The following is a 16,131-nucleotide window of genomic DNA, read 5'->3' as shown; positions in this document are numbered from 1 at the left end:
TTTTAGAGCGATAGTAACCTATTTAAAGTAAAAATTGCGTTCAATTAGGTTAATAGTCTCTATAGTTACAGTGCAATCCCTATGCTAGTTCTATATTGTTTGCATATAATAGAAGAAAGATGAAATGGAGGTGCTGTACAATTGACACATTATGCAAAGGCAAAATTACAAGAGGAAAAAGTATTTAAAGATCCAGTACATCGTTATGTACATGTCCGTGATCAGGTTATTTGGGATTTAGTAGGGACAAAAGAATTTCAACGTTTGCGTAGAATTCGCCAACTTGGCACTACGTTTTTAGTATTCCACGGGGCAGAGCATAGCCGCTTTAGTCATTCACTTGGTGTTTATGAAATAGTGCGTCGTATTGTCGATGATATTTTTGTAGGTCGTCCGGATTGGGATGAGGACGAGCGGCTACTAGTGCTTTGTGCAGCCCTATTACATGATCTAGGGCATGGCCCATTTTCACATGCATTTGAAAATGTATTTGAGTTAGATCATGAATTTTATACGAGGCAAATTTTACTTGGCGATACAGAAGTACATGCAGTGCTAAAAAAAGTAGCACCAGATTTTCCTGAAAAAGTATCACAAGTGATTGAAAAAACGTATCCGAATAAGCAAGTCATAAGCCTAATATCAAGCCAAATAGACGCTGATCGTATGGATTACTTACAGCGTGATGCTTATTTTACAGGTGTAAGCTATGGGCATTTTGATATGGAGCGCATATTGCGAGTAATGCGCCCACGTAAAAATCAAGTAGTCATTAAAGCAACAGGTATGCATGCGGTTGAGGATTATATTATGAGCCGCTATCAAATGTACTTACAAATATATTTCCATCCTGTATCTCGTAGCGCAGAGGTTATTTTAAATAATATACTAAAACGAGCGAAGCAATTAAGTAAAGCAGGCTATAAGTTTAAACATGAGCCTACACATTTTTTAGCATTTTTCCAAAACTCGATTACGTTGGAAGATTATCTTGCTCTTGATGAAAGTATTCTTTTTACATATTTTCAACTATGGATGCAAGAAGAAGACGCGATATTAAGTGATTTAAGTCGCCGCTTTGTCAATCGTAAGCTATTCCAGTACATCGATTTAGATCCAGGCGTGGAACTGGAGAAATATCAAAAGCTACAAGAGTTATTTAAACAAGCGGACATAAATCCAGAATACTACCTTGTGCATGATACTACGGCAGATCTTCCATACGATTTTTATCGCCCAGGGGAGGAAGAAGTACGTGTTCCTATTTTTTTAGAGATGAAAAACGGGGAATTACGTGAACTATCAAGGGAATCTATTATTGTCGACTCCATTTCTGGTCGAATGAAACGAGATCATAAAGTATATTTCCCACTCGATATTTTAGAGGATGATAGTACAAAAGTGGGAGTTAAACAACAGATTTTAAAGTTATTACAAATTCAATAAAAGAAAAACTGAGGAATTATATCTATTTTAAGAATATACAAAACCAAATTGTATATATATAATATAAAAGCACTAAACTCACTTGAATATAGTGATAGTTTAGTGTTTTTTATTATGTACAATTTCTTATTAGTTTGAAGCGTTGGTGATATATCTAGGAAAAGATAATGAAAAAATATGGTAATGTTTAGAATTTGTTTAGATTTGTTTTTTATAATGAAGTAAAACCTAAAAGGGGGTGAGGCCATTATATTTGTAAAGGCGTCACATCAGCTTAGGATACATACAACTGTTTACAAACACAATGACTAGGCAGCATGAGAATTGACCGCGTGTAAGACGGTTTTAAATGTATTCGTAACGACGACGAGTTATTTAAGGGGAAGAGGGGCAAACCGAATGTTTGAAGTGAAGCTTTCGAGGTTGAGAAAGCATGCAAAGTCGTCAGCAAACGCCTATAGGAATCTCTCTGAACTTAGAAAAGGAGAGAAACATGAAAAAATTAAATTTAGCAATCATTACATTATTGCTTGTGTTCCAAACCGTACTTTCACCGATATCCGTATTTGCGGAAGAAGGAGATTCTTCTTTACCTCCATCAGTGGAATCCGGAAATGATGGAACTACTTCTGATACGACGGGCACAGGCGACCCAGATTCAACAGTGACAATACCTGGGGAAACGGGGGAAGCTGGTGGAGCAGATTCTGGTAGTGACTCAACTGAAATACTTCCAGATGAAACAGAAAAAGATGATGTGACTGAAGGTGAAGAAAAGCCAAGTGGCGAGAAGCCTGAGGAAAATACACCTGTCGAAGAAGCATTGAACGTGGCGCCATTAGCATTAACTGCGGGCGATATGCAAGGTGATGTAGTCGCAACATTAGCAGGCATTCGTCTAACTGGTCCATCTGGCGATGTTATAACTGAAGCATCAGCAATTCCAGCTGACACTGCACCTAAAAAAGGGGACAAAGTATATTTAAATTATGTATTTGAAGTCAAACCTACGCAAGATTATGGTGTAGGCTCTACATTTGCGTTTAACTTACCACAATATATGATTGAACAAGTAGATAACTCTTTTTCTGGATCGAAATCAACGGATTATGCTACTTATTCTTATAGCTATGCTGCTGGTAAAATTATCGTAACTTTAGAAAGTGAGATACAAGATGGGGTTGATGGAGATATTGACTTCAACTTCATGGCCCAGTTTGGCAATTTCCAAGACGAGTCAACACTTGATCAAGTATTAGAGATGCCTGTTTTAGGAGAAGCAAATATTACATTACCATTTAAATTTAAACCTAAAGGTAGTGGTGATCCAATTACTAAAACTGCTGGTGCAATTACACGTGCAGCGGATGGCGCTGAAATGGATTGGACAGTCTGGGTAAACACAGAAGGGAAAACAATCGTTTCAGGTGCTACAGTAGCGGATACGCCAGATGCAAACCATGCATTTAAGGCAGGAAGCTTGCTAGTGGAGAAATATCCAATTGGATTAAATGGTATTGATAAAAATAATCCAGGAACGCCTGTAACTTATAATAGTGCTTCAATAGCGTTTCCTGTCAATTTAGATGCTGGAGATTTTGCATACAAGCTGACGTATAAAACGAAAGTAACCGAAGATCCAACAAGCTCAAATATGACGTATAGAAATACGGCTGAATTTACAAACAATGGCGTTTCTAAAACGAGCCCAGGACAAACGAATATCACTTATGGACCAGCCTTACTAAAAACGATTACGTCTAATGATAAATACGAAGCATCTTGGGAAATTAAGTATAACTGGTTAGGAGAAGATCTTAGCAAAAAGAACGCCCAATCTTTAACGGATTCAATTCCAGCAAATAGCAAAGGTGCAAAGCACAATATACAATATGATGCTAATTTCCAAGTGTACCGTGTAACATTAAATGACAACGGTCAAACAGCCGCTTCAGAAACATTGTTAACAAAAGGTACAAATTACACTTTAAGTAATGATACGGCACAAGGATTTACAATTGATTTTTCAAATGACGTTGCCTTGAATCCTCGAGCAGCCTATTTGATTAAGTATAATACGAAGTTTGATCAAGAATTCGTGACAGATGCGAACGCAGGGAATATCCAAAACACTGTAACGCGTTTAGACGATAATAATTCAGAATCAGCAACTGTCAATATTGCATCGAATATCTTTAAAAAAGAAAGTGGTGCAATTGATTATGTCAACAAAACGATTACGTGGAAACTGACAATTAACGCTGAAAAACCTTTAACAAACTTTGTGATTGCAGATACTATTTCGACGAAAAATGCGAACGGTAAAACGTTAAAGCATAAATTAATGTCGTGGGATGGTACAAGCAAAGTATTCGAAGTAAAAGGTAGTACCGCTCCAACAATTAATAGTGGTGGGCAAGTAGGCGATGAAGCATTTACTATGACATTCGCATCTATCCCATCAGGAAATGTAACGATTGAATACAAAACAAAGTTTGATATTGAGTCAAACGGTGGCGTGGCACTTAGTTATGACAACGTTGCAGACGCTACATGGGATGGACAAACAAGTACAAATAATGAAGCGCAAAAAAGCGCTACCTATAAACCATCTGCAACGTCACCAACAAGTAAAAATGGCTATAAAGATAATGCAATTGTGGATAACGACAAACAAGAGTTTTCTTGGAAAATTGGTGTAAACATCAATAAGCAAAACATCGAGGGTGCAGTACTAATTGATACATTAGGTACAGGACATCATATTGTTATTCCAGAAGGGCAAACATTAAAACAAGTTATGACTGTAAGCAAATTAAAATTAGGTGTGAATGATGAACGAGGAAAAAAAGACGGTTCATTAGATCCTGCTAAATGGAATGCAGTCCCTGTTACACAGGATGCTAAAGGGAATGTTACAAGCTATAAACTAACATTTACAGGGTTAACTGCCGCAGAGAATAACGAAGCGTATTTAATAGAATACAAATCAAAAGATTCAGATGACGTTTACGGGAATGGTAGTACGAATTCTCAAAAATATACGAATCATGCTGTTTTAGATACACCTGATAATGGTAGCTATTCGTATGATGCAGAGGCAACAATTACAAATAATGCAAATAAGTTAATTGAAAAGTCTGCTAATCCTCAACCTGCATCAGATACGATTGAATGGACAGTGAAAATTAATGAGTCTAACTCAAAGCTAGGTAACATTACGTTAACGGATAAGCCTTCAGCTAACCAGAAGCTATTAACAAACACATTTACAAAGCAAGAAATTAAATTAGATGCAGCAGGGAACACGCAAAATGTTGGGCTAGCCGTTGAAATTAGCCCTAATGATATTAAAATACAAGCCGATGGTTCATTTACATTTGATTTAGGAAATGTCGATGGCAAAGGTTACATCATTAAATACAAAACATATTTTATGGGTGATCCTAATGCGGGTGAACAAGTTTCAAATGAAGCATCCATAAACTATGCAGGTGCAACTTCAGCGGGTACTTCGTCCTCGGGCGGAGATAACAAGTTATTTAAATACAGCACATCTGATACAAATGCTTCAGGTAAAAAAGGTACATTTAAAATTAAGAAGCAAGGTGTTAACCCTAATACAGGTGTGACAACAGCACTTAATGGCGTTGAATTTAAGTTATATAACCGTGATGGATCAATTGTCTTAGCAGAAGGTACGACAGTTGATGGTGAGCTTTCATTCGAAAATTTACGCTATGGTATTTATAAATTGGAAGAAAAAACTCCTACAGGCTATAAAGCAGTAGCAACAGTTGATGTTAGGTTCAATGATACGAACAACTTCGAGGTAACAAACAAACCTTATACAATTATTAACGTTGAAGATGTTGCTCCACCAGCGAATGCCTGTGCGGAATTTGAATTAACTATTAAAGATATTGATGGTGCTTTAATAGCTGACCAAAATGTAACATTTAAAGATGCAAATGGTACTGTTAAACATACAGGTCCAACTATTGATGGAGTTGTCAAAGTTCCGAACACTGTATTGGCGGGTCAATACGATGTTTATGATTCAAATGATATTTGGCTAGGAAATGTGACTGTAAAATATACAGATGGCTGTAAAGATGAAATTGCACCATTACCGGCATGTCCAGTATTTACAATTACATTGAATGAAAACAAAGCAGGTGTTGACGTACCTCGTCCAGGTGTTACGGTCACATTGAAAGATTCAGTAGGTAACGAAATCACAACAGTAACAACAGATAAAGATGGGAAATTTACTGTACCATCAATTCAAGTAGCAAATGGAGTTAAAGCAGGCGAATACTATTTATATGAAGGTAATCAATTCTTGAGTAAAGTTGATATTTCATATAAAGGTAATTGTGAGACTTCTCTTACACAAGCACCAAAATGCGAATCGTTTAAACTAACTGTAAAGGATGTTGACGGTAACTTAGTTGCTGATGGTACTTCTGTAACAGTTAAAGATGCTGGTGATAATAATGTTGCTACTAAAACTACAACTAACGGCGTTCTAGAGTTAAAAGATTTAGATCCGGGGATTTATACAGTAGTAGTAGATGGCAAAGAAATTGGCAGTTTCCAATCTAATATAGATTGTGAAGCAACAGTGCAACCAGCACCTTCTTGTCCAGAATTTACTTTAACGGTAAAAGATGAAAATGGAAATGTACGTCCTAATGTAAGCAACATCATTATTAAAGATAAAAATGGGGCAACTATTGCTGCCAATAAAACAACAAACGCATTAGGTCAAATTACAATTCCATCTACAAATATTCCGTCAGGTAAGTATGATGTATATCAAGGGGACCTATATATTGGTCAAATCACAGTTCAATATTCAATTTCTTGTAACGCGGAAATTTTAGCAGCACCTACATGTCCTTCATTTACATTGACTGTACAAACTGCATTTGGCACACCTCTTGCAAATGCAGAAATAACAGTAAAAGATGCTAATGGTAATGTCATTAAGGATGCAGCGAACAATGAAAATTTAACTACTAGCATTGCAGGAACAATTGTTTTACCAAACAAGGCAATTCAACAAGGAACGTACAATGTATATGAAGGCGGTCGTTTAATTGGCTCATTCACAGTTAAAGATACATGTTCTGCACTTGTAAAACCGACATTACCAGGTGGCGGCGGAGGCGGTGGAGGCGGTGGCTCGACACCTGATCCAGAGAAACCAGTAGATCCAAACAAGCCAACACCAGATCCAGAGAAACCAGTGGATCCAAACAAGCCGACACCAGATCCAGAGAAACCAGTGGATCCAAACAAGCCGACACCAGATCCAGAGAAACCAGTGGATCCAAGCAAGCCAACACCAGATCCAGAGAAACCAGTGGATCCAGATAATCCGTCAACAAATCCAGTTGACCCAGGTAATCCAGAAAATCCGTCAACAGATTCAAAAAATCCAACGACACCTGGAAAACCAGAAACGTCTAAACCATCTGTCCAAGATGTTATTGATCAAGGTAAAAACTTACCGCCATACAATCCTTCTACTGCAAATAAAGACACACTAGGTGCGTATAAGGATTTCCTTGATAAATATAATAATTTATCAAAAGAGGATCAGGCGAATGTTGCAAAAACACTTGATATTAATAAAATCAAGGAAGATGCGAGACGTTTGGAAGCTCAATTAAAAGCACAAGGTAAACTGCCACAAACAGATGGAGCAAATCAAACAGCACTTACTCTAACAGGTGTCATGCTTGTTTTAGGTGCATTGTTCTTCTTGCGTCGTCGTAATGCAGAAATGAAATAATGTACAATAATAACCCCCAAGACAATGAAGTCTTGGGGGTATTTCTATACTAAAAAGCTTCCGATAGTTTTGCAGGAGCATTATTCAATGGATATTGCTCCACAAAATCTGCTTGGATAGCAAGGCGTTTTGTGCCATTATCCGCACATGTAATAAGGGTCAAAACAGTTTGATTTGGGATATCATCAATGACATACACATCTGTTGCTGCAATCACTTTTTTTATTGTTAATTTGTACTCATAAATATTTTCCAAATCCGTTATGTAAATTACATCACCAATGTTTGCTTTATATAATGGACTGAATAATATATTTTTTTCTTCAAAATAATGACCAGCTAAGGCGTAATTGCCTTGTCCTAATGTTTGATTAGACTTCATGGTACCTGCTCCGACTGCAAGAGAAGCATTGCCGACTCCTTTGATAATAGGAAGGTGCATGTCTACATTAGGTATGGCAATACTTCCGATGACAGGTAAATGATCGATCTGTGTCTGTGCTTTTAAAACTTCTGCGATGGACAAAGATTGGACATCTTCGAATTCAAAATTTGCACTTGCATTATTGTTCATTTGCAACTCTTCTGCACTGTAATCAGTCGTATTTAGCTGTTTACTTAAATGAGCGATAACTGCATTCTGGATAGGATTGATAAAAATAAGTAATAAACCGATAATTAGCATACAAATGAGTAGTGTCATTTTGATTATTTTCATATTTTGTGGGATCACTTCCTTTAGTATTTAAGAATCGCCGAAAGAACACGAGGAATCGCTGGTAAACCTATGTAAATCGCCGATAAATCCCTGATATCAAACACGGTATATTTATTTATACTAAAAAAAGGGTAGAGCGGTATGTTGCTCTACCCGGGTTATTATTTATCGCTGAAGCGGACGCCTGCAACGCCGTAATGGTTTTTAGACATTTCTTCGATAAAAACTGTTACGTTTTCAACTGGTGCGTTTACTGTGCGTGAAACGGCTTCTGTTACTTCTTTTACTAGTGCGCGTTTTTGTTCTTCTGTACGACCTTCAATCATTTTTACTGTTACGTATGGCATAATAGTGCCTCCTTTTTGAATTATGTTGTATAGTTAGTTTATAAGAAATAATAAACTTCTTACTTATGCACAAAAGCGCAAGAATATGCTTTACTTTATAATAGCAGAATGGAGGGAATTAAAGTATGGCAAATGAAGAGAAACCGAAACAAAAAATGGGCTTTACAATTATAAAAAATGACCCGACAGATGGCCATAAAGGATATGGTATTGGTTCGCTTTCGTTAGAAAACGTATCACCGGTCATTATTGATATAGAAGAAGGTAAGGCTTCAGTTGAAGTAGGTGCGATGCATGCACGTAGCGATATAGAACGAGGCATCAAATTTACGACAAATCGTGCTGATTCAGAGGGTGGAAAACCTTACTGGTTAATATGGGTAACGATTGATCATAAAGCAGACGGCCCTTACTATGCAGGTGTAACTGCATGTGAAATGGTAGTAAATCGTGAAAAACGTCGTGGTTATAAAATTTTAGCTGACCACGTGAATAAGATGGATAAGTCGATGAAACGACAAATTATTGTTGATCATATGGATGAAGCCTCTAAAAAAGTGTTAGCTTCTTTCTTAGCGGAACTAAATCCGGAACTTTGGGAGCGCAGTGACAATCAATTACGTCAAGACTTATTTGTATAAAAGACTATCAATGATTGAACAATCTGTGACATTTTGCAATCACTTTCGATATTAGGTTGAAAGTAGATATGAAAAAAAGTACACTTGATTCAGAGCTTACATTTTAGTAAGCTAGGACACTTGGTTCCAAGAATGTGATGAGGGCTATGCGACATTTGACAACCCAAACCCAAGCCAAATGCCCCATGATTCTCATCCTTTCCCGGGCCAAAAAATAAGAAAAGCTTTCTGTTCCCACGGACACGTCTCCGGGGAAGAGAAAGCTTTTCTTTTTTCGCTTTATGTCTATAACTTTGTCGAGAGCTTTTCAATAAAATAAAACGATTATTCGAGAAAAAGGTTGCGCATTATTGTTTATTTTTGAAGAACGGAATCATATTCCAAAATTCTCCCCACGTATTGCTATCCAGAATATCGAAGTTAGTACATTTTTCAGTTGGTACATCTTTGGTATCTAAATAAACGAGACGTTGTTTAGGGCACGCATCTGTAGCAAGCTTTCCTGTTTCAATATCTATGACCACGCCTTTCACACCTTTTGGTTTTATGAAGTCCTCGTTTTTAGTACCTTTATTTACGCTTTCCATAAAGTCAATCCATATTTGCTTTGTAGCAGCTGTATCTTCTTTCGTAGAAAGGTTTTTACCTTGATCGTAGCCGTTCCAAACACCAGCCGTTAAGTTTGGTGTAAATCCGATAAGCCACTGATCACTATTTGTCGAGCCAGACTTTGCAGCATACGTATGAGTCATGCGTGAACGAATGCCAATCCCTGTAGCAGGAGAGTAATCACTAAATACAGGATCGAAAATACCAGTCATCATTTCTGTTAGAATATAGGAATTTTCTTTTGAAATCACCGTTTCATCCTGTTTTTCGACGTTCTTATTATCGTAAATAATGTCCCCATTGGCATTTTTAATGGAGATAATAGTTGTTGGAGCTGTTTCTTGACCTTCTGACGCTAAAATATTATACGCATTTGTCATTTCGTACAGTGTCGTTTCCATTGTTCCAAGAGCAAGCGATAAATTGTCCTTCGTACCAATCGTTACTCCAAAGCGGTCCGCCATATTATGAAATGCTTTAAATCCGATATCTTCTAATGTTTTAACTGCATAAATATTATCGGAAATCGCAATGGCTTGTGCCAACGACATATCATGGTCGGCAAATTGACCGTTTACGTTTTTAGGAGAGTAAGTTCCACGTCCATTATCATAAGTAAACGTTGTTTGTCCTACATCTAAAAACGTTAAAGGCGTATAGCCATTTTCTAATGCTGCTGCATATAAAACCGGCTTAATGGTTGATCCCGGTTGACGTTTTGCTTGTGTTACGCGGTTAAAAGAGCTAGTGGCATAATCCTTACCGCCAACAAGTGCAGTGACGGCGCCTGTTTTAGATTGCATACTAACAAATCCTGTTTGCAGATCATTAGCGGGCATATTTTTAGCTACTGCTTCTTCCGCAGCTTTTTGGTGGCCAAGGTTAAGTGTTGTTTGAATAGTCCAACCACCTTCGCTAATGTCTAGATTTTTTGCTTTTAAAATTTCACTTGCTTCCTGCCAAGCAACATCTAAGAAATAAGGTGCAACAGATTTGGAAGCAACCCACATATCATTCTTTAAGACAAGCTGCTCTTCCTCAGCACGTGTTTTTTCGTCTTGCGTTATTGCTCCTTGGTCTGCCATCAGTTTCAAGATTACGTGCTGGCGATTAGTAGCTTTTTCAATATTGGCGATTGGCGAATATATACTTGGACCTTTAGGTACGCCTGCAAGCATAGCAGCCTCTGCTAGCGTCAAGTCTTTTGCAGATTTCCCGTAATAATAACGACTAGCCGCTTCGATTCCGTACATTCCGTGTCCATAATATACAGTGTTTAAATAACCTTCTAATATTTCGTCCTTGTTATAAAAAACTTCTAATCTATAAGCATACAACGCCTCATTTGCTTTTCGAGTCCATGATTTTTCATGAGATAAATATAAATTTCGAGCATATTGTTGGGTGATAGTACTTGCCCCTTGAACTTTACTTCCGGCTTTAATATCAACTAATACGGCACCAGCAATACGAGAAAAGTCAAAACCGCTATGTTTGTAAAAGTCTTTATCTTCAACGGCCACTGCTGCTTTTACTAAATAGGGTGATATTTCATCAAGACCAACCCAATAGCGACGTTCATTCGTAAAGTGGTCTCCAATTTGATTCTCGTTTTCATCTAAGAAAATAGAGGCTTTCGGTACAGTTAATGGCGGTGCACCAGCCACTTGAACATAGACGCGTAGTGCAATAAATGCTACTACTATTGCAGATGCAAAGGCGACAAAAAGTGTAAGCGCTTTGCGTGAACGCTTCACACGCTTTTGCTTACGTTGATAGATTTTTCTTTTCATCCGACTTCACCTCGTTTTCTAACAACTTGAGTTTAGTATGTGTCTGAATATTCTTCTTTAATCGGAATTCTAAGCAAAAACTATTGCACTTTATTCAAAAACATCTATACTTTTTTTGTACTGATATGAAACGCTAGCTTTCGACAAAAGTATTGCACTTTGTAGATTTTAATTGAAATTTGCTAGTCGTTCCAATAATGTATACGAGGATTGAGTAAATGAGGTTTCATTACAAACCTGTAAGTCCTCAATAAGTAACAAATATAAAAACTGAATTTCATAGGAAGTTCAGATATTAATGGAGGCAAAATATGAGATTTGATGAAGCTTATTCAGGGAATGTTTTTATAAAAAGTCATCCTACATATGAGGATGCTCAAGCAGTTATTTACGGCATGCCGATGGACTGGACAGTTAGTTATCGCCCAGGTTCACGTTTTGGCCCTCAACGTATTCGTGAAGTATCAGTTGGACTAGAAGAGTATAGTCCATATTTAGATCGCGAGTTAGAAGAAGTGAAGTATTTCGATGCAGGGGATATTCCGTTACCGTTTGGTAATGCACAACGTTCTTTAGATGAAATTGAGAAATTCATTGTGAAGCTTTTAGAAGACGGTAAAATTCCTGTCGGCATGGGCGGCGAGCATTTAGTATCTTGGCCTGTTATGAAGGCAGTTTCTGCAAAATACGACGACTTAGCAATCATTCATTTTGATGCGCATACAGATTTACGAGTTGAATATGAAGGGGAGCCACTTTCACATTCAACTCCAATTCGTAAAATTGCAGAGCATATTGGACCAAAAAATGTCTATTCATTTGGTATTCGTTCAGGTATGAAGGAAGAATTTGAGTGGGCGAAGGAAAACGGCATGCACATTTCAAAATTTGAAGTACTAGAGCCGTTAAAAGAAGTGCTACCAACTTTAGCGGGACGTAATGTATACGTTACAATTGATATCGACGTACTAGATCCAGCACATGCGCCTGGTACTGGTACAGTAGATTGTGGAGGTATTACATCTAAAGAGTTACTAGCTTCAATTCATGCAATTGCTGCAAGTGGCGTGAACGTTGTAGGCTTTGACTTAGTTGAAGTTGCACCAATTTATGACACATCAGAAATGACAGCCAACACAGCGAGTAAATTATTACGAGAAATGATTTTAGGCTGGGTAAAATAATAGGAGCTTTGTATTAGTTGATATGAAGCGGTTTTAATGGGGTTAGCGATGAGCTAGCCCCATTTTTTATGTAAATTGTTTGAGAATTGTTTGAGTGACTGGCACCCCAAAAGACAAATGTTAATAGTGAAATATTAACATTTGTCAGTATTTTAAATAGAGACTCCCTTTTATAATTAAAAAGATATTTTAAATAGTAAAATATTGAGGGAGATTTTATGTCATTTGAATAATGTGTATGCCATGAGAATAAAGGATTAAACAAGGAGAAAAAAGCGATTGAGGAAATAAATTGGAATTCAATTTAAATTATTACCGTAGTGATTTTAGAAAATTTAATAGAAAGGGAGTTTGTATGATGAGAAAGAAAATAGCTTCGATTGTTAATTTATTGCCTTTGGTAGTTAGTTTGGGCATAATCTTTATTTTTAGTAATCAAGATGTAGCATTTGCCAATAACAGTTTGGTACCAATTTATGCAACTGAGGACACGACAATGGTATACGAAGGTATTGATGCTGGATTTACTTATGAGGATGGGAACCTGGGATATCTTGATGTAGGCTTTCAGGGAACATATGGTACGCCTTTGGAGGTTCAAGTATTGCTTAAGTTTCAGTTACCACCAATTCCTGTAGGGTATAAGGTTGAAAGTGCAAATCTTTATATTCCTGTAACAGGTGGTACTCTCCAAGCAACTACTAATTTTTCATTAAAAGTTTCTACAAGTACTAATCATAACTGGATTCAAGATACTGGGATAACATCACCACCAGCTCCTACTTCAGGATCTACCCAAACAAGAATTCTAGCCAATGATGTCACGATGCTTAAACCTACGCTAGCGCCATTTGATTTTACTAGCTATATATCAGAGGAGTCCACGAAAGTTAATTCTAGAGCAACCTTTATTCTTTCAGGAATGACTGCTCAAGAAGCTGCTCAAAACGGAATACTATCTATGGACCATTATATAAAAATGACGGAATCAAATATGCAGGGCGGTAGTCTGGGTCCATATTTAATTATTACATACTCCGAAAATGTCGAAATTCAGGTAACAGGAGTTCAAAATGGTGGCCTATACAGCACGAGTGTAACGCCACAGTTCAACATTGGCACAGCAACTTTGAATGGAAGTCCATTTACAAGTGGGACACAGATTACTGCTGAAGGTTCATATACATTAACAGTTTCAGCAGGTAGCCAATCAAAAAACATCCAATTCCAAATTGATAAGACCCCTCCGACAGGGACGGTAATTGTAAATCAAGGTAACCAATATACGAATAGTACAGGTGTATCCGTTTCAATAACGCCAAATGTGGGTGTAAATGATATTACGCATATCCGTTATTCGGTTAATGGAAATCCATTTACACAAATGCCTTACGTACCAAACTTTATGCTTGCTATAGGAACTGTTAACGGAGAAAAAATATTGTCCTTTAAGCTTGTTGATGGAGCGGGAAATGACTCTCCAGAATATCAAAGAGTTATAACACTGGATACGGTAGCACCAACAGGCTCTGTTGATATCAATAATGGGAATCCGTATACAACGAATCGTGTTGTAACGCTTAATTTATCCTTAGACAGTGGTGTGACAGATGTAGTAGGAGTACAGTTTTCTAGTAACAATAGTTCTTGGTCGGGTGTCGAAGCCTTTAGTCCAACTAAAAGCTATACATTACCAGCAGGAGATGGAAATAAAACGGTGTATGTACGTTTAATTGATCGTGCGGGCAATGTAGGGTTAGCTCAAAACAGTATCACTGTGGATACGATCGCCCCTGTTGTCAATGGTGTAACAAACGGAGCGAGCTACAATGTTAACCAGACAATAACGTTTAATGAAGGTATAGCAAAATTGAACGGCACTTTCTTTACAAGCGGCTCGTCTGTAGACACGGAAGGCTCCTATGTACTTGTTGTTACGGATAGCGCTGGTAATACTACAACCATTGCATTTTCTATCGATAAGACCGCCCCAATTGTCAGCGGTGTAGCGGAAGGAGGAAGTTACAATTCCTCAAAAACCATTACATTTAACGAAGGTACTGCAACACTAAATGGGCAATCGTTTGTGAGTGGGATGTCTGTGGACGCGGAAGGCTCCTATGTGCTCGTAGTTACGGATGACGCTGGTAACTCAATTACCGTAACATTCAGTATCAATAAAACAGCTCCGATTAAATATACAGTACAATACGACGGAAACGGAGCAACTGGAGGACAAGCACCAGTCAATAGTCAAACTTATGAAAATGGACATAGCGTTACAGTAGCTGATAATACTGGCAATCTAGTAAGGACTGGATTTACGTTTAATGGTTGGAATACAAAAGCAGATGGCAGTGGGATAAACTATGTGGCAAATAACAAGTTTACTATTAACGCCTCCAATGTCACATTATATGCCTTGTGGAAAGTTAATCGTTATACATTATCATTTGAATCAAATGGAGGCAGTGGTGTCACGCCTCAAAATGTATCATACAACGGAAAAATAACAGAACCAACTGTACCGACAAAACTAGGTTATACATTTGGTGGTTGGTATAAAGAGGTTACTCTTATTAATTCATGGGATTTTACAAAAGATACGGTAGTAGGGAATACAACGCTATATGCGAAGTGGATAGAAAATAGTTCATCAGGTGGAGGTGGTGGATATATTCCAACGCCGGAAACAAAACCAAATCCTAAACCAACACCAGAAATTCCAGTAGAGCCAGAAAAGCCTACAGAACCTGAAGTACCCGAAAATCCAACACCAACAATAACATTCAGTGATATTTCTACAAACTGGGCAAAAGAAATGATTGAGAATATAGCAATGCGTGGAATAATCAATGGCTACCCAGACGGAACATTCCGTCCAAATGATTCAATTCAACGTCAGCATGTTGCAATTATTATCGCTCGTGCCTTTGAGTTAGTACCAAGTCGCGAGATAACACCATTTAATGATATTGCAGCAAATCATCCATACTATGAGGGCATTATGAAGTTGCAGCAGGCAGGGATTATAGACGGGTCCAATGGATTCTTCCATCCAAGCGAATCATTAACACGAGCGCAATTGGCGAAAATAATAGTGTTGGCATTTGGATTGACTTCAGAAGGGACAAGTCATTTCGAAGATGTTCCTACAACACATTGGGCTCATGATTACATTGCCATTCTCGAAAATTATGGGATTGCGTTAGGGGATAATGGTAGTTTTAGACCGAATGAACCTGTAACACGTGCGCAGTTTGTTGCTTTCTTATACAGGGTACTTCATTTGTAATAACCATTCGTTTGGTCGCAAAGAAATTATTCTTTTTAGTAAGTTTTGATACAGCTTAAAGGCGAAAGAGCATCCACAGTTTGCATTGCGGATGCTCTTTATTAAGTTACCTAAAAAAGAGAGTGGGGTTAGCTATGAGCTAGCCTTATTTTTTATTTAAATTGTTTGAGTGCCTGGCACTGAGCCTTCTATATTGTAAAGATCCACTTCACTTTCCGTGGGAACGTTGTAAATCGCAAACCTCCCAACACGTGGTTGGTTGCGGCTTACGTTACGTGCGTTCCCTTAGTAGTTT

General features: G+C 37.7%; 8 protein-coding genes. 5 read left to right on the top strand and 3 right to left on the bottom strand.

Annotation, left to right across the window (positions count from 1 at the left end):
* Positions 1–141 precede the first annotated feature (141 nt).
* Positions 142–1,446 carry an HD domain-containing protein gene (locus ACIQXW_RS13170; protein ID WP_402762832.1) on the top strand — a complete coding sequence of 435 codons (1,305 nt, stop codon included), beginning with the start codon at positions 142–144 and terminating at the stop codon, positions 1,444–1,446.
* 493 nt (positions 1,447–1,939) lie between these two features.
* The gene (locus ACIQXW_RS13165) at positions 1,940–7,249 is read left to right on the top strand and encodes a collagen binding domain-containing protein (protein WP_402762829.1); all 5,310 of its coding nucleotides are present in this window, start codon (positions 1,940–1,942) and stop codon (positions 7,247–7,249) included.
* Between the two features lie 49 nt (positions 7,250–7,298).
* Here ACIQXW_RS13165 and ACIQXW_RS13160 read toward each other — a convergent pair whose 3' ends face one another.
* Both ACIQXW_RS13160 and ACIQXW_RS13155 read right to left on the bottom strand, forming a co-directional pair.
* Complete coding sequence (locus ACIQXW_RS13160) at positions 7,299–7,967, bottom strand: class A sortase (RefSeq protein ID WP_340821028.1); 669 nt, start codon at positions 7,965–7,967, stop codon at positions 7,299–7,301.
* A 161-nt stretch (positions 7,968–8,128) separates the two neighbouring features.
* The gene (locus ACIQXW_RS13155; RefSeq protein WP_024362848.1) at positions 8,129–8,314 is read right to left on the bottom strand and encodes a 2-hydroxymuconate tautomerase; all 186 of its coding nucleotides are present in this window, start codon (positions 8,312–8,314) and stop codon (positions 8,129–8,131) included.
* A 125-nt stretch (positions 8,315–8,439) separates the two neighbouring features.
* On the opposite strand from ACIQXW_RS13155, the gene ACIQXW_RS13150 reads away from it, so the two are divergent.
* Positions 8,440–8,955: a YwhD family protein gene (locus ACIQXW_RS13150; RefSeq protein ID WP_401019253.1), complete on the top strand. Its 516-nt coding sequence runs from the start codon at positions 8,440–8,442 to the stop codon at positions 8,953–8,955.
* A 347-nt stretch (positions 8,956–9,302) separates the two neighbouring features.
* On the opposite strand, the gene ACIQXW_RS13145 is transcribed toward ACIQXW_RS13150, so the two are convergent.
* Entirely contained in the window at positions 9,303–11,357 is a 2,055-nt protein-coding gene (locus ACIQXW_RS13145; RefSeq protein WP_401019252.1) for a transglycosylase domain-containing protein, read from the bottom strand.
* 311 nt (positions 11,358–11,668) lie between these two features.
* On the opposite strand from ACIQXW_RS13145, the gene speB reads away from it, so the two are divergent.
* The gene (gene speB, locus ACIQXW_RS13140; RefSeq protein ID WP_402762824.1) at positions 11,669–12,541 is read left to right on the top strand and encodes an agmatinase; all 873 of its coding nucleotides are present in this window, start codon (positions 11,669–11,671) and stop codon (positions 12,539–12,541) included.
* Between the two features lie 358 nt (positions 12,542–12,899).
* On the top strand, positions 12,900–15,836 hold the full coding sequence (locus ACIQXW_RS13135; protein ID WP_402762821.1) for an S-layer homology domain-containing protein: 2,937 nt from the start codon (positions 12,900–12,902) through the stop codon (positions 15,834–15,836).
* The last annotated feature ends 295 nt before the right edge of the window (positions 15,837–16,131 follow it).

The sequence above is a fragment of the Lysinibacillus sp. NPDC097162 genome, from assembly GCF_044762185.1.
In the GTDB taxonomy this organism is placed as follows: Bacteria; Bacillota; Bacilli; order Bacillales_A; family Planococcaceae; genus Lysinibacillus.
The sequence above is the reverse complement of the archived record's forward strand: the minus strand, read 5'-3'. Positions and strand labels throughout refer to the sequence as shown.